At 33.4% G+C, this 15,331-nt stretch carries 12 protein-coding genes and 1 other annotated feature (1 of these 13 cut by a window edge); of the genes, 6 read left to right on the forward strand and 6 right to left on the reverse strand.

The annotated features are described in order from the left end of the window. Positions 1-3 precede the first annotated feature (3 nt). Complete coding sequence (gene dacB, locus GCL60_RS10530; RefSeq protein ID WP_153420617.1) at positions 4-1,518, reverse strand: D-alanyl-D-alanine carboxypeptidase/D-alanyl-D-alanine endopeptidase; 1,515 nt, start codon at positions 1,516-1,518, stop codon at positions 4-6. An 82-nt stretch (positions 1,519-1,600) separates the two neighbouring features. Next, entirely contained in the window at positions 1,601-2,185 is a 585-nt protein-coding gene (locus GCL60_RS10535; RefSeq protein WP_153420618.1) for a peroxiredoxin, read from the reverse strand. A gap of 364 nt (positions 2,186-2,549) precedes the next feature. Between GCL60_RS10535 and pgsA the strand changes: the two genes are divergently transcribed. Beyond that, positions 2,550-3,218: a CDP-diacylglycerol--glycerol-3-phosphate 3-phosphatidyltransferase gene (gene pgsA / locus GCL60_RS10540; protein WP_153420619.1), complete on the forward strand. Its 669-nt coding sequence runs from the start codon at positions 2,550-2,552 to the stop codon at positions 3,216-3,218. A 5-nt stretch (positions 3,219-3,223) separates the two neighbouring features. Here pgsA and GCL60_RS10545 read toward each other — a convergent pair whose 3' ends face one another. From GCL60_RS10545 to GCL60_RS10560, 4 genes are all read right to left on the reverse strand, one after another. Next, a complete protein-coding gene (locus tag GCL60_RS10545) occupies positions 3,224-4,072 on the reverse strand; it encodes a PilZ domain-containing protein (RefSeq protein WP_153420620.1) in 849 nt (282 codons plus the stop codon). 96 nt (positions 4,073-4,168) lie between these two features. Continuing rightward, a complete protein-coding gene (htpG, locus tag GCL60_RS10550; RefSeq protein WP_153420621.1) occupies positions 4,169-6,055 on the reverse strand; it encodes a molecular chaperone HtpG in 1,887 nt (628 codons plus the stop codon). 140 nt (positions 6,056-6,195) lie between these two features. Further along, positions 6,196-7,179: a small ribosomal subunit Rsm22 family protein gene (locus tag GCL60_RS10555; RefSeq protein WP_153420622.1), complete on the reverse strand. Its 984-nt coding sequence runs from the start codon at positions 7,177-7,179 to the stop codon at positions 6,196-6,198. A 64-nt stretch (positions 7,180-7,243) separates the two neighbouring features. Next, positions 7,244-7,492 carry a hypothetical protein gene (locus tag GCL60_RS10560; protein ID WP_153420623.1) on the reverse strand — a complete coding sequence of 83 codons (249 nt, stop codon included), beginning with the start codon at positions 7,490-7,492 and terminating at the stop codon, positions 7,244-7,246. Positions 7,493-7,594: 102 nt separating this feature from the next. On the opposite strand from GCL60_RS10560, the gene GCL60_RS10565 reads away from it, so the two are divergent. The 5 genes from GCL60_RS10565 (at position 7,595) to GCL60_RS10585 (ending at position 13,335) form a co-directional block, all read left to right on the forward strand. Then, the gene (locus tag GCL60_RS10565; RefSeq protein WP_153420624.1) at positions 7,595-8,233 is read left to right on the forward strand and encodes a YkgJ family cysteine cluster protein; all 639 of its coding nucleotides are present in this window, start codon (positions 7,595-7,597) and stop codon (positions 8,231-8,233) included. A 477-nt stretch (positions 8,234-8,710) separates the two neighbouring features. Next, positions 8,711-10,324, forward strand: coding sequence for a hypothetical protein (locus GCL60_RS10570; protein ID WP_153420625.1), 1,614 nt, complete (start codon positions 8,711-8,713; stop codon positions 10,322-10,324). After that, complete coding sequence (locus GCL60_RS10575; RefSeq protein ID WP_153420626.1) at positions 10,324-11,769, forward strand: response regulator; 1,446 nt, start codon at positions 10,324-10,326, stop codon at positions 11,767-11,769. Before GCL60_RS10570 ends, GCL60_RS10575 begins: the two co-directional genes overlap by 1 nt. A gap of 84 nt (positions 11,770-11,853) precedes the next feature. After that, positions 11,854-12,345 carry a DUF4442 domain-containing protein gene (locus tag GCL60_RS10580; RefSeq protein ID WP_153420627.1) on the forward strand — a complete coding sequence of 164 codons (492 nt, stop codon included), beginning with the start codon at positions 11,854-11,856 and terminating at the stop codon, positions 12,343-12,345. Positions 12,346-12,369: 24 nt separating this feature from the next. Next, positions 12,370-13,335 (forward strand): NAD(P)H-dependent flavin oxidoreductase, encoded by a 966-nt coding sequence (locus tag GCL60_RS10585; RefSeq protein WP_153420628.1) that lies wholly within the window; start codon positions 12,370-12,372, stop codon positions 13,333-13,335. Between the two features lie 391 nt (positions 13,336-13,726). Further along, positions 13,727-15,331, forward strand: a sequence feature (most likely nonfunctional fraction of RNA operon); it runs 2,886 nt beyond the window's last position.

A 15,331-nucleotide genomic window follows, 5' to 3' on the forward strand; every position in this document is an offset into this window, starting at 1 on the left:
TTTTTAAAGCTCCGATGGCAAAACCTTTGCAAGGTCCGAGTCTATCGCATCTCGTATGTTTTTTAGATCAATTTGTGCTTTAGATTTAATACCATTTACAATAATTGCAAATGAAACAAAATCACCATTTGATAGGCGGCTATAGCCACCTAGAGCAGATACATGAACAGGTTCTGTTAACGTTCCTGTTTTGCCTCTTAATCTTCCTTGAAGATGTTTTTCTGAAGAAGAAGTAAATCTTTTTTTAAGCGTTCCTTCATCTCCAACAATTGGCAACGCATTAAGATACGCTGGAAATGCTCTACCATTAAAATAGATATGATCCAACACAGAAATAATATCTCTAGCAGATAGTCGATTATTTGGTGTTAGACCGCTTCCACTTTCTAAAATTATAGGAGAATTCGCATTTTTTGAAGTATTCCAAACTGAATTTTTTAGAATATTTTTCATATATTTTTCAAGAAGAGTGCCTGCTTCCTTTAAATCTCCTTTATTTTTTGGATTTGTTTCATTTAAAAGGTTTAAAGTTAACATATCTGCTGTATAGTTATTGCTAACTTCAAATAGACCTTTAAGTTGCCATTCAATTGGATACCCATTTATAGATGCAATTGGGATATCATTTTTATTTAGTGCTTTAGACTCTAATTCAATTAAACCAGAAGTTTCTATGCCTGCACTTTGTAAATATGCGTTTAAAGTTTCTCCCGCATAAATATCAGCATTTGAAACAGAGCGATATATTCTTTCTGCAGTTGATTTTAGAGGAATATTTCCAGATACTGAGTAAATATCTTTTCCATTTTTTGAAATTCTTGATACAAAAATTTGTGGAGAAGAGTCTTCTTTTGTTGTTTTAACAGATCCTGTTATTTTCGCACTAGGTATTGAGTAAGGTTCTATTGCTATTTTAGCAGGTAAACCTTCTTTTTGTGCAGGGCTGACAACGATTGCTAATACACTAAAATTAATTGCAGAAGAAGATAAAGGAGCGTCATATGCATTATGGCTTTTTGTTTTTCCCGATGCTCTGTTTTCATCTTCTGTTACTTTTCCATAATAAGAATTATTAATAATAATTTTTCCAGTTATTTTTTTTATTCCAAATCTTGCAATATCGGTGCTTAAAAACCATAACTTTTCATTTGTTAAAGAAGGATCTCCAACACCATAAAAAACAAGATCTCCCTCTAAAATATCTTTATTTAATTTTCCTCTCATATAAAATTGTGTTGAAAACGTTTTATTTGGTCCCCAAGTTTCTAAAATATTTGCGCCTAATATAAGCTTTGTAACAGAAGCTGGAGAAAGGCGTTTGTCTGGATTTAAATCTGCTATTACTTTTCCATCATTTAGTCTTACGACTAAAGCACTTACTACACATCCATTTTTTTCCAGTTTACTTAAACTAGGAAAGGATTGCTCTTGTGCATTAATATTTAAGGATAAAAAAAAACAAGAAATTGAAGGTAAAAAAACAATTAATTTCTTTAATATAAATAATTTATTTTTCATAATAACCCTTTTTTTAAGAAAAAGGCTCTTTAAGGGTAGCGCCTTAAAGAGCCTTAAAATAATATAACAGTTTTAGTTATAATTAATGTTTAGATAAGTAATTGCTGACACCATCTTGAGTTGCTTTCATAGCGTCTTTGCCTTTATTCCAGTTAGCAGGACAAACTTCGCCATGCTTTTCAAAATGTTGTAGAGCATCTACAAGGCGAATCGCTTCATCAACGTTACGGCCTAGTGGAAGATCATTAATAATTTGGTGACGTACTACGCCACTTTTATCAATTAAAAATAGACCACGATAAGCAACGCCACCATCGCTAAGTACATCATAATCACGAGCAATGGTACGGTGAATGTCAGAAATAAGAGTATATTTTACTCCTTCAATACCACCTTTATTTTTTGGAGTATTTAACCATGCATAATGCGAAAATTTGCTGTCAATGCTACATCCAATAAGCTCAACATCTCTTTTTGAAAAGTCTTCAAGTTTTTCTTGAAAAGCATGAAGTTCAGTTGGACAAACAAATGTAAAATCGAGAGGGTAGAAAAATAAAACAACATATTTTTTCCCTTTAAAATCAGAAAGGGAAACTTCTTTAAAGTCATTATTTACTACAGCATCTGCTTTAAAGTTTGGCGCTTGACGTCCTACTAATACGCTCATATGGGAACCCCTTTTGCTTAAATTAAATAAGAGAACATACGGGAACTTTTGTATCTCAATCAAATAGACTATACATTGAAGATTCGATGTCAAGATTATATCTCTTTCGTGCAGTTTCATGGCAATGAAAGATTAGAATATACTTTTGCTTAATAAATCTTCATTAATATATTTGTTTAATTATCTTGTTTGATTGGATAATTCAAAAATTTTAAATTAGAGGATATTTAAAAAAGAAAATGTTATATAAATTTTACGTTTGGTCTTGAAAAATGCGCTAGTCCGTTGCAAAACAATGTGAGCTGGGTATGAATGTGATAATCTAAATCCTATTCTATAATATTTTTATATTGTGAGGTTGCTCTTGATTCTATCTTTTTTTAAAAACAATAAGCAATCTTTAGATGAAAGTTCTACAGGCAATAAAAATTTGCCAAACTGGTTAAAGAAACTACCAAATAGACTAACTTTTCTTAGAATAATGTGTATTCCGGTTGTTGTTTACCTTATGTCATTAGGTGAAGTTGCTTCTGAATCTGGGCATTTTGGAATTATTAATCCAATTAAAAATCCAAGTATGACAGATATTGCAGCTGCAATTGTCTTTGCTGTAGCTGCCATCACCGATTTTTTTGATGGATGGATTGCTAGAAAATTTAATGTTGAAACTGTTTTAGGAAAGCTTCTCGATCCTCTTGCTGATAAACTATTAGTTGTTTCTGCTATGGTTATTCTTGTTGAAAAACATAGAATGGATGGTCTTATTGCTGTTATTATTATTGTTCGTGATCTTGGAATAAATGCCATTCGTTTGGCCGCTATTGAAGATGGTATTCAAATTCCTTCTAGTTTTATAGGAAAAACAAAAACAACATTTCAAGATTTAGGTATTATAGGTTTAACAATTTGTGGTACTTTATGGTTTATACCATTCCATTATATAGGACAATTTTTTATTATGCTTGCATTAGCAGCAAGTTTAATCAGTGGAATTCAATATCTCTATGATTATGCAAAACAATTAAAAAATTAAAAGTTTTATACTGGTACGGGATCAACTTCTTTTTTAGGTTTTTCTGCAATTTTAACCATACGCATTTTTCTTGTTACTTTTTCAAGTAAATTCATAAGGACTTCTAGTTGCATGGGTGTTGAAAATTCAATTGAACAACCAAAAATATGACCATTAATAGAAATTCTTCTTACTTTTCCTGAAATAGGTAAAAATTCTCCATAAGTCGGATGAAATAAATTAAATTCGTTTAAGGGCACTTTTATTTTAATTTGTTCATTGGTTTTTAACATTTCATTTCCAACAATAGAAATACTAAAGCCAACTAAACTAACATCATTTAAAATAACGTCATAATATTTATCATCATTAAGTCTATATAATTTAATTGGAATTCCTAAAGAAAATCTTTTTGCTCTTCTTCCAATTGTGTTTGAAGCTCTTTTTAATTTTCGGGTGATTTCCATAAAATCAATTGGATCTTTAAAATAATCGTCAAGTTCTTCATAAAAAGCAAGTTTTTTTCTATATTCTGAAATTAAAATATCTTCATTTTTTGCAATAAAAAATAAAGGACATTTTTTTCTTTTTTTGCATTCTACACCAAAATCAATTGAAATTTTATCATCATCAAATAAAGATGAATCAATAAAAATCAATTCAATATTTTTTACTAGTAATGCTTTTAAGGCTTCGTTAGGGTCTTCAAATCGTACCATGATATGTTCAGATAATGAGTTTTGAATTGCTTTTTCTACAGTTCGAATTCTTGTTTCATCGTCTCTTGTTAATTTAAATAAATATAAAACATATCTTTTCTTTTTTTTGGGTGCTGAATCAAATATAGATTTGCCTTCAGCGTCAAACACTTCCATAAAAAAATCCCCTCATATTATTTTTAATATATATTAAAAAATTGAGGGGATTAAACTAAAGTAATAAGGTAATCTTTTCCTTTCGGAATATTTTTCTTATTTATTAGAAGCCATTTCCATGATTTTTGTTAAGCGCTTTGCAAAAGTACCAGGATTTTTCACTGGGCTACCTTCTGATAAAAGAGCTGTTTCATATAGAACTTCAACCCATTCAGATAATGTAGTGTCATCTGTTCCTTTATTCTTACGATCAGCAAGATTTTTAATTAAAGAGTGTGATGGGTTAATTTCAAGAATTCTCTTATTAACACCGCCCATGCCTTGTCCTGTTGCTTTCATGATTCGTTCCATATGGGCAGTCATCCCATTTTCATCAGCAACTAAACAGCAAGCGCTTTCACGAAGGCGTTTTGAAATTTTCACTTCTTTAATTTCATCAGATAATTTTGTACGGAAAAGATCAAGTAGGCCAACAAGTTCTTCAACTGGTTTTTCTTCATTCTTTTTCTCTTCTTCGTTTTCTTTACCAACGCCAGTAAGATCTAAATCACCTTTATTGATTGATTTAAGATTAAATTCACCATGTTTTGCATAGCTCATAATAAACCACTCATCGATAGGATCAATGAGGAATAAAACTTCAATTCCACGTGAAGTTAAGTCTTCAAGGTGTGGACTGCGTTCAACAGATTCAAAGTTTGGTCCTGTTAAATAATATATTTCTTTTTGGCCTTCTGCTTTACGTTCAATATATTCTTTAAAAGATACCCAACCTTCTTTTCCAGTTTTAGAAGATTTAAAGCGGATGAGCTCACTTAAACTTTCGTGTTGTTCATAATCAAAGTGAAAGCCTTCTTTTAAAACGGCACCAAAAGTTTGGTAGAATTTTAAATATTTTTCATTGTCAGATGTAGACAAATGTTGAAGGGAAGATAAAGCTTTTTTAATAATTTGTTTTTTAATTTGTGGCAATTTATTATTTTGTTGTAATATTTCGCGAGAAACATTTAAAGGTAATTCATCTGTTTCAACTACACCAGAAATAAATCTTAAATATTCTGGTAATAATTCTTTGCATTTTTCAGTAATAGAAACTCTTTTAACATATAGATGAAGACCATGATTATCTCTTGTGTAAAGATCAAATGGAGCTTCTGTAGGAACGAAAATTACTGCATTAAAAGGAACTAAACCTTCTACGCTTATGTGCTCCCAAAGCATTGGCTCTTTCCAGTCCATTGAAATTTGTTTATAGAGCTCTTGATAATCTTCCGGTTTATTTTCGCGTTTATTACGTGCCCAAACAGGAGTAGATTTATTTAATCTAGTTTCTTCAATTTGTCCGTCTTCTTTAGTTTCAATAAGGAAAATAGGATAGGTAACATAATCACTGTATTTTTTAACAATACCGCGTATACGCCAATCTTCAATAAACTCTTTTTCTTCTTCTTTTAAATGAATTTCAATTAGGGTTCCTCTTGTTTCTTTAGCGCTCTCTTCAAGGGTATAAGAACCATCGCCTAAAGAAGTCCATTTATAGGCAGGAGCTCCATGAGCAGAGCGGCTTTCTACAATTATTTTTTTTGCAACCATAAAAGCAGAATAAAAACCAACTCCAAATTGGCCAATTAAGTTAGAATCTTTTTTGTCTTGTTCTGATAATTTCTCAAGGAATTTTTTAGTGCCAGAGCTAGCAATTGTTCCTAAATTGTTCATGAGATCATCTTTACTCATGCCAATACCATTGTCTTCAATAAATAAAATAGAGTTTTCTTTATCCATACGAATGGAAATAGAATTTTCTTTATCTGATTTTAACAAATTATGATTTGTAATTTCTTCAAAACGAAGTTTATCAACAGCATCACTTGCGTTAGAAATAAGTTCTCTTAAGAAAATTTCTTTATTTGAATATAGGGAATGTACCATAAGATTCATAAGTTGTTGAACTTCGGCCTGAAACGAGTGAACTTCAGCTGTCATAGTTGTTTGTCCTTATAAGTTATTGAAATAAAATGATTTAGTTAAAGGTTCTTTTTTGAAAGATCCTGTACAAAAGGAAAATAAACAGAGGTTTGCATTCGTCAATAGCTTCGATTTTTAAGTACCCCTAAAAACGAAACTTATTCTTCAAAATTATTGATTTCCCAGCGATCTCCCCAGTCCGATTTTCTAGCTTTTTTGTATTTGGCGCCATTTTTTTTAGAATATGTAATGGTTTCAAAACCTTCTGAGGTGCATAAATTGAGTTTCAAATGGCCTGAATGAATATCTGGATGTCTAATAATTCTAGACTCATAGCTATTAGTAGCAACCTTAGATACAATTATATAGGAAAACTTCTCGTCTTCATATCCTTTTTCACCCTCTTTTAATATTTTATGAAGTTGAGTTCTTTGTACTCTAGTATAAAAGTGGCACCAATCTTGTTGTTCAAATGCAGGGCATTTTTGGGAATGAGAACAGGGAGCTACAATTTTAGTATTATTTTCTAAAAACCATTTTCTGGCAAAATGAATGGATTTAAAAGATTCTGGTGTTCCAGGATCTACGATTACTAAATACTTATTTGTTTTGTCTAACAAAAATTTTAAGATATGTTCTTTGTTTTTATCTTCAATTTCATTAAAAGAATAAGATGCTATCACAAGATCTGCTTTGGTTAATTCTAATTTAGAATTTAAAATATCTTGCATAATCCAATTTGCATTTTTTAAAATAGGATGATTTTGGGCAATTTTTTTTCCTAATAAAGCCATATCTGCATTGTATTCTACTAAAGTAATATTTTTTATTGTATCAAAAGTCTCGCAACAAGCCCAAGATGCCGTACCTGGACCAGCACCAATATCTAAAATAGATTCTATTTCCTCGCTATTTTCAGAATTAATTTCAGTCAAAACTTTACATACTGTTTCATAAGTTGAAGGCATTCTGGCTACTATATAAGACAATCTTTGCTCTTCTAAAGTAAAATTTTGGTCCATATCTTTTCGATTTAATCTGTAATTATTTGAGAGTACTGAATAGGCTTTTTGTAGTTTTTGTATTGAAATATTTGAAATTTCTTTTTCAAGGGATGACATTAAAAGCTGTGGAAGGGTCATAATCGCTCAGTTCCTGAAGTATAATGCGGGTAAATTCTTTCCCGCAAATCTTAGGAAAGAGTTTTTATTTTTTCACTTCAGAGCTTACTTTGTCAATCACTTCATGAGCAGTATCTTTTGCTGTATTTTCAGTCGTTTTAGCTCCATAATATGCTTTATTTAAAAGCCAATGCACTGGTTTTGTATCTACAATATAATAATAACCTAACTGATAAAGACTTTTTCCGTTTGCCACGGGAATTGAAAACACAAAAAGCCATATGAACCCATATATAAGAAAAATAAATAATTTTCTTAGAAATTTTTTAAACATCTTGACTTCCTTTATTGCTAATCACTACTTTATCATTTTGTAAGCACTACTAAAAACAAGTAGCTTACCGAATTATGACTCTTTTCAAGGATAATACTAAGCATGTCGAATAAGCCTTCCCTTTCTCTACAGCCTATCGTGAGTTTACATAAAAATAGCTCTGAATTTTTTGATAGATTTTATGAAAAAAATTCAAATCATATGTCATGTAGTTTGGGTTGTTCTAAATGCTGTTTTGTTGACTTAACAGTATTCCAAGCAGAGGCCTATCATATTATAGAGTGGGTCAATTTTTTGTCATTAGAAAATAAGCTTACACTTCTAAAAGATCTTAAAAGTTCAGAAATGGCGGAGCAAAAAAATACAGCTGGAAAAGTAAACAAACCATGTTCTTTCTTGAGAGAGGGAAAATGCACAATCTATGATGCACGTCCGACTATTTGCAGAACACAAGGTCTTGCGCTTCAATATAAAATTTCAGATGAAAAAAACCAAATCCAGCTTGCTGTTGATCATTGCCCTCTTAATTTTAAAGAAGAAAACTCATTACCAAATAAAGCAGAGTGGCTCGATTTAGATCGGTTAAATGCTTTACAAAGTATTGCAGAAAACTTTTTTCTAAAAAATAATTTGGAATTAAGAAATCAAGAAATTGAAAAATTAATCAATAAAAAAAATAGAATTTCGCTTAAAAAATTAAAAGAATTTATAGTATCTCAACTAGAATCTAATGGAACTTAATAAATAACTATAAGCAAAAAAAAGCCTTCTTAGTTTCCTAAGAAGGCTTTTTTGTAAGGCTTAAAAGTGGTTAATTACTTACCACCAGTCCTTGCAGCACGACGGCGTCTAAGCAATTTTCTTTTCTTACGACCAACTTTACGACGACCCTTTGGATGCTTACGACGATGACGTGATCCGTGCATACCAACCTCCTGAAATAGTTAAAAAAATTAAATACGAATTAAGTGCAATCTTTTAGCAATTTTTTCAAATAAAAAAATCGCTCGAACGATGGCAATATCATTCGGTATTGTAATTTGCAAGGGAAATTTGCTTTTTTAAAAAGGTAGCTTCTTTTATAGATTAAAAAAGGGTTTTTTAGAACCCACTCAATTTTAAGAGCTTGGGCTTTTTGAAATTATTGTGTTATTGATAGTATTGAACCTATGTTTCTAGTTTTTTAGATTCTTGAGTAATTATGGAATGAACGATAACATGCGTATAAACCTAAAGTTTCGATTTAACTCAGGATCTTTATTGGCATATTTTATCATTTCAGCTGTCGGATTTGTCATACTCTATGTAATTATTTGGACTCTAACTGCTAGAGCACAAAGAATAGCCAACCTTAGACATGACGTCTCTCTGATAATGGGGGGTATTTCTGGAAGCATACTTGGTACTGCTGAGTTAGATTCTCAAGGGCTTCAGGATCAATCCCAATCCTTGATGCAAGAGTATCTGAATTTTACATTTGACTCTAAAAAGAACCAAAGCCAGGAAAGGGTAGCTAAGGTTTCTGTATATTTCCTAAATCCTGAGCGCCATCTAATTGGGGAATGGGTATCTTCTGATGACCCTCCTTCTGACTGTTTAGAAAAAAGAACGGAATATTTTCAACCTCATCGTTCACCTTTTCCCTATTTAGTTGAGTTAACGATTAATACATGTAGCAAAAGTTCATTAGGATTATTTGAGTATAGTAGTATTTCATTGCCAATTATAGTTTCATTAGCTGTAATATTATTTTGGGGAATTTGTATTCTAGCAATGCTTCAGTCAATTCAATATGCTGGAAAATTATTAGAACAAACTGAAGATGTAGATGAGCTTCTTGAAAAAACAGATAAAATAAATTGGCTAAATGTAAGAATATTAGCTCAAAAAGCGGTTCAAGTAAGAGGAAAAAACTTACAGTTTTATCAAACACTCATTTTAGATGCACAGCACGATATTGCTAAAATTTTAGATGCCATTAGTTCTAAATACCAAGAGAAAGATCTTAATTATAACGTCTCTTCAGTAAGAGGAATATTGCAGCGCTTGGCTATTGAAATAAGATCCTCTAATGAAGTCTATCAAGAAATAAATACTCATAAAGACTTAGATTCCGATGAAATATTAGAATATATTCAAACACATTTTTTAAACTGTGAAATTATAAACAATATTCCAAAAAATTTAAAAATTCCAATATTAGATATTTCAATTTTTGAAAGAATAATCGTAAATTTGTCATCAAACTCTATTAAACATTCAATAACTCCATCAAAATTAAAATTATTTTATTCTAATAATTTTTTATCTTTCCGCGTTTATTCGAAAATTTCTTTTTTTTCGGCGTTAATTATTCATTTAGCTAAGTTAACAAATCGTATTGATTTAAAAAATATTGACTCACCCGTGTTTTTTAAATTTTTTGGTAGGTCAGGAAGAGGTCTTTCTATTATAAAAAGAGGACTTTTTAAATTAAAAGGACGTATGCTTTTTACTATTGAAGGAAATATAGTTGAAACAGGTTTTGATATCCCAGCTGAAATTGTAGATCCTAAAATTATTGATGTACCAATTTCAATTCACAAGAGAAAAAGAGTCGTATATTTTAAAAATAATGATCTTATTCACTCTGCCATTGAAAATGGATTAAAAGATTTTATAATAAATAAAGATGAATTAAATTTATTGATATCAAGCGTAAATGACTCAGAAAAGGTTGAAATTGTATCAGATGAAGAGATAAATATTCCAGAGTCATTTATTTTGCGCTTAGTTACAAAAAAAGAAAGAATTGAAGGATTAGCTTTAAATTGGATCGGAGATTCTAAGTAATGGTATCTAAAGTATTTCCAATATCACGTTGGTTAGTTGTGGATGATACTCCCGAAGACGCTGATGACATTGTGCTTGCCATTGAGGGATTAGGGGGGAAAGCAGATACTGCCGATAGCATTAAGGCTGCTGAAAAGCTTTTACGAAAAAATATTTATGACGTTTGTGTTGTCGATTGTTTTTATAAAGGCTCTAACAAGTGGGGTATAGATCTCCTTCCTGATCTTCGATCGACCTTACCTGGTCTTCCTGTGATAATGATTTCAAATTCAGATGATCTTGATTTGCCTGCCAAAGTTATTCGAGCAGGTGCTGATATGTTTTGTCCTAAATTAAAAGATTCTTTTTCATTAACAAAAACATTAGGTGCCGGGGCTTTACAAGCTACAATTATACGCAAATTAAAAATTATGGAGTTTGATTCTCGTTTTTCAAAAGAAATATACCTTCAAAAACAAACATCAGATGCATTTGAGCATTCTATGAGAAGAAAAGAAGAACGATTGCTTATTTGTGGTGCACCTGGAACTGGAAAAACAATAGGCTCGCAGTTATTCGCCCATCAATTTTTAAAACAAAACTACGGAAGTATTTCAAGAAATATTGTTTACCACGACTGCGCTTCAAAATCTGATGAAGCAAATTCAATCTTATTATTTGGTGATTCTAAAACGATAGGAAATACTTTGCAGCTGAGCTTATTTGAAAGAGCAGTTGGAGGTGTTTTAGTTCTTGATAATCTTCATGCTCTATCACATGAAAATCAAAATAAATTAAAAAGTATTTTTGATTCCGAGTTTGTTCCTTCTGTATTGGGTGAAGGAAGTCTTTCTATTAGTCTTATAAAATTTGTTGGAACCTATTGCACAGATTATCAAAAAAAGATCGTACCAGGTTTTCTTGAGGCTTATGCACATAGAGAAATTGATTTACCTTCTATTTCTGATTTAAATCAAGAACTTTCTAAGGTAATTCAATATATATTTGAGCAATTATCTCAATCAAGCGAGGATTTAAAAGTTTCTGCAAATCATGAAGTGATCGGAAAAATATTAGATCTTGCTGCAAATCATGCTTTTCCAGCAAATTTTAGAACCCTTCATCAAATTATAGAAAATGCTCTTTCAAAGGCATTGGCCGATCACAGAAGCCAAATTTATCCTACAGACATAGAAATAATTGGAAGCATGAGAGTTGCTCAAGGTGAAACATCAGCAACAAACTCTTCATCATCTAAAAATTATGGAGATGTATTGGAAGGAAGATTTGGAGAAGCTCTATTAAAATATATTTCGTCAGGCGAAAGTTTTGATGAGGCAAAAGATGTTCTACGCAAAATTATGATTAATGTAGCATCAAAAAAGCATGGTGGTAATAAATCTAAAATTGCTTCGGCTTTAGGGATCTCTCGTCAAAGTCTTTATGATCATGAAGAATCCGAATAAACATTTTTAAATTCGATTGTTAAATTTTTTTAAATGAATGTAATATCAATTCGTTCTCTTAAATCCAATTGAAGGATCGATATTATGAAAAAATTTCTTCCTGATTTTTCATCGCCAAGTGAAATGATTCAAGTTGGTTGGGAAAAGCTAAAAAAAATACCTGGCGGTAATAAAATTTTCTCTACAATTGTCTCTAAATATATTCCTTATACAGGTTCAGTCTCCCCCTTGGTTCTAAGTATTGAAAATGGTCAGGCAAGAGTTATGTTAAAAGACAAAAGAGCCGTTAGAAACCATTTAAATTGTATTCATGCGATTGCGTTAGCTAATGTTGGTGAGTTTTCAACAGGATTATGTCTAATTTCTCAATTACCAAAAACAGCAATGGCAATTCTTGTAAAAATTGAGGTTGAATATCTAAAAAAAGCAAGAGGAAATTTAATTTCTGAATCTTTATTTCAATACGCTTCGACTACAAAAAATAATGAAGATTTAAGAATAACTGCAAATGTTTTAGATGAAAAAAATGAAATTGTTACTAAAGTTCATGCCACTTGGCGTATAAGATTAAATTAGTTAAATAAAATAGAGAATATAAATATGAATTATGAAACTGTTTTTACAAAACAAATAGGAATTCAATATCCCATTATTTGTGGTGCTATGTATCCATGCAGTAATCCAGAACTCGTGGCAGCGGTATCTGAAGCTGGTGGGATTGGGATAATTCAGCCTTTATCATTAGTCTTTGTTCATAAACATGAATTTCGAGATGGTTTAAGATTGATTAAGAATATAACTAAAAAACCAATTGGCATGAATATCATAACTGAAAAATCATCATCAATTTATGAAAATAGAATGAGAAAATGGCTCGATATTGCACTTGAAGAAGGCGTTCGTTTTTTTGTTACTTCTTTAGGAAATCCAAAGTGGATCGTAGATAAAGTATCGCCTCTAGGAGGCGTAGTTTATCACGATGTCACAAATAAAAAATGGGCCGATAAAGCAATTTCTTCTGGTGTCCATGGACTTATTTGTGTGAATAATAGAGCTGGTGGGCATGCAGGAGAATTGGATGTTGAAAAAATCATCAAAGATTTAGAAGAATTTAAGGTTCCAATAATCTGTGCCGGAGGAGTTGGAGACAAAAATACATTTCAAAATGCTTTAAATCTAGGATATGCGGGCGTTCAAATGGGAACCCGATTTATTGCAACATCAGAATGTAACGCCCATCAAGACTATAAAAATGCTATTATCAAAGCGACTTCTAAAGATATTGTACTAACTGAAAAAATATCAGGAGTACCCGTTTCTGTTATAAAAACAGAATACATTGAAAGAATTGGAACAAAAGCTAACTTTATGTCTCGATACCTGCTTCAGCATAAAAAATTTAAACACTGGATGCGCACATACTATACACTTCAAGCAGTTTGGAAATTGAAAAGAGCTTCTATGGAAGGCGCCGGCTATAAAGATTACTGGCAAGCTGGAAAAAGTGTTGATGGCTGTAATTCTATTTTAACATCTAAAGAAGTCATTCAAGGGCTAACAAATTAGAAACTGCTTAATTTTGGGTAAGTGTTCTTCTTAAAATAAAAATAGGAAACAAGTTTTACCTTTAATTATAGCAAATATTGATAAAATTGCTATAAAAAAAAGCTAAATATAATATTAAAATTTTATTTAAAAAATTTATAAAAATATTTGACAACATTAAAAATGTAATGCAAGTTAACTTTCTCGCTGCTAGCGAAAAGTCTCAGAAATGAGAAAAAACCAGCAAAGAGAAGTTATTTGACAAGAGAAGAAAGCAAAAACAGAGTGCGGTTCCATGGTTTTAAGTAGATTTTCTCGCGAGAGAGAATGGAAAGAAATCAGGTTCCGTAAAAAGAACCGTCAAGATAGTAAAAAAAGCGGATGGGTAGAAATACTTATCTGTAAGTAAATTAGAGCTAAGAGTTTGATCCTGGCTCAGAACGAACGCTGGCGGCGTGCCTAACACATGCAAGTCGAACGGAGGTAGCAATACCTTAGTGGCGCACGGGTGAGTAATGCATGGGAATCTGCCTTTTGGAGGGGGATAACTACGGGAAACTGTAGCTAAGACCGCGTAAGCAGCAGCGATGCTGGAAATGCCGGGACCGCAAGGCCGGCAGCCGAAAGATGAGCCCATGTTCCATTAGCTAGTTGGCGGGGTAACGGCCCACCAAGGCGAAGATGGATAGCTGGTCTGAGAGGACGATCAGCCACACTGGGACTGAGACACGGCCCAGACTCCTACGGGAGGCAGCAGTGGGGAATATTGCGCAATGGGGGAAACCCTGACGCAGCAACGCCGCGTGAGTGAAGAAGGCCTTCGGGTTGTAAAGCTCTTTCGGTTGGGAAGAAGGGTTATTGTTTTAATAAAGCAGTAATTTGATGGTACCAAAAGAAGAAGCACCGGCAAACTTCGTGCCAGCAGCCGCGGTAATACGAAGGGTGCGAGCGTTGTTCGGAATTACTGGGCGTAAAGGGTTCGTAGGCGGGAATGCAAGTCAAGTGTGAAATCCCCAGGCTTAACCTGGGACGTGCATTTGAGACTGTGTTTCTTGAGTTTCGGAGAGGGTGGTGGAATTGCTGGTGTAGGAGTGACATCCGTAGAGATCAGCAGGAACACCGGAGGCGAAGGCGACCACCTGGCCGAATACTGACGCTGAGGAACGAAAGCGTGGGGAGCAAACAGGATTAGATACCCTGGTAGTCCACGCCGTAAACGATGATAACTAGGTGTTGGGGGAGTTGACCCCTCCAGTACCGTAGCCCACGCGCTAAGTTATCCGCCTGGGGAGTACGGTCGCAAGACTAAAACTCAAAGGAATTGACGGGGGCCCGCACAAGAGGTGGAGTATGTGGTTTAATTCGAAGCAACGCGAAGAACCTTACCTGGGTTTGACATACCGTGAAAAGCGCAGAGATGCGTAATAGTAGCAATACACACGGATACAGGTGCTGCATGGCTGTCGTCAGCTCGTGTCGTGAGATGTTGGGTTAAGTCCCGCAACGAGCGCAACCCTTTCCCTTATTTGGCATCATTAAGTTGGCAACTATAGGGGTACTGCCGGTGATAAACCGGAGGAAGGTGGGGATGACGTCAAGTCCTCATGGCCCTTACATCCAGGGCTACACACGTACTACAATGGCCAAGACAAAGCGAAGCTAAGCCGAGAGGTGGAGCCAAACGCAAAAACATGGTCTCAGTTCGGATTGTGGTCTGCAACTCGACCACATGAAGTTGGAATCTCTAGTAATCGCAGATCATCAGGCTGCGGTGAATACGTTCCCGGGCCTTGTACACACCGCCCGTCAAACCACGAAAGTTGCATAAGCCAGAAGCAGGTGGGCTAACCGCAAGGGGGCAGCCTGCCAAGGCTTGTGCGATGATTGGGGTTAAGTCGTAACAAGGTAGCCGTAGGGGAACCTGCGGCTGGATCACCTCCTTTCTAGGAATTTTGAGTCTTCTGTAAAGAAGCTCTATTCTAGGTCAATGGAATCGCACTCTGTTTTTGTAATCTTT

The sequence above is a fragment of the Silvanigrella paludirubra genome (assembly GCF_009208775.1).
Taxonomy (GTDB): domain Bacteria; phylum Bdellovibrionota_B; class Oligoflexia; order Silvanigrellales; family Silvanigrellaceae; genus Silvanigrella; species Silvanigrella paludirubra.

Excerpts from the sequence above, each read along its gene's own strand:
- dacB (WP_153420617.1), bottom strand. The coding sequence starts at position 1,518 with ATGAAAAATAAATTATTTATATTAAAGAAATTAATTGTTTTTTTACCT.
- GCL60_RS10535 (WP_153420618.1), bottom strand. The coding sequence starts at position 2,185 with ATGAGCGTATTAGTAGGACGTCAAGCGCCAAACTTTAAAGCAGATGCT.
- GCL60_RS10545 (WP_153420620.1), bottom strand. The coding sequence starts at position 4,072 with ATGGAAGTGTTTGACGCTGAAGGCAAATCTATATTTGATTCAGCACCC.
- htpG (WP_153420621.1), bottom strand. The coding sequence starts at position 6,055 with ATGACAGCTGAAGTTCACTCGTTTCAGGCCGAAGTTCAACAACTTATG.
- GCL60_RS10555 (WP_153420622.1), bottom strand. The coding sequence starts at position 7,179 with ATGACCCTTCCACAGCTTTTAATGTCATCCCTTGAAAAAGAAATTTCA.
- GCL60_RS10560 (WP_153420623.1), bottom strand. The coding sequence starts at position 7,492 with ATGTTTAAAAAATTTCTAAGAAAATTATTTATTTTTCTTATATATGGG.
- GCL60_RS10565 (WP_153420624.1), top strand. The coding sequence starts at position 7,595 with ATGTCGAATAAGCCTTCCCTTTCTCTACAGCCTATCGTGAGTTTACAT.
- GCL60_RS10570 (WP_153420625.1), top strand. The coding sequence starts at position 8,711 with ATGCGTATAAACCTAAAGTTTCGATTTAACTCAGGATCTTTATTGGCA.
- GCL60_RS10575 (WP_153420626.1), top strand. The coding sequence starts at position 10,324 with ATGGTATCTAAAGTATTTCCAATATCACGTTGGTTAGTTGTGGATGAT.
- GCL60_RS10580 (WP_153420627.1), top strand. The coding sequence starts at position 11,854 with ATGAAAAAATTTCTTCCTGATTTTTCATCGCCAAGTGAAATGATTCAA.
- GCL60_RS10585 (WP_153420628.1), top strand. The coding sequence starts at position 12,370 with ATGAATTATGAAACTGTTTTTACAAAACAAATAGGAATTCAATATCCC.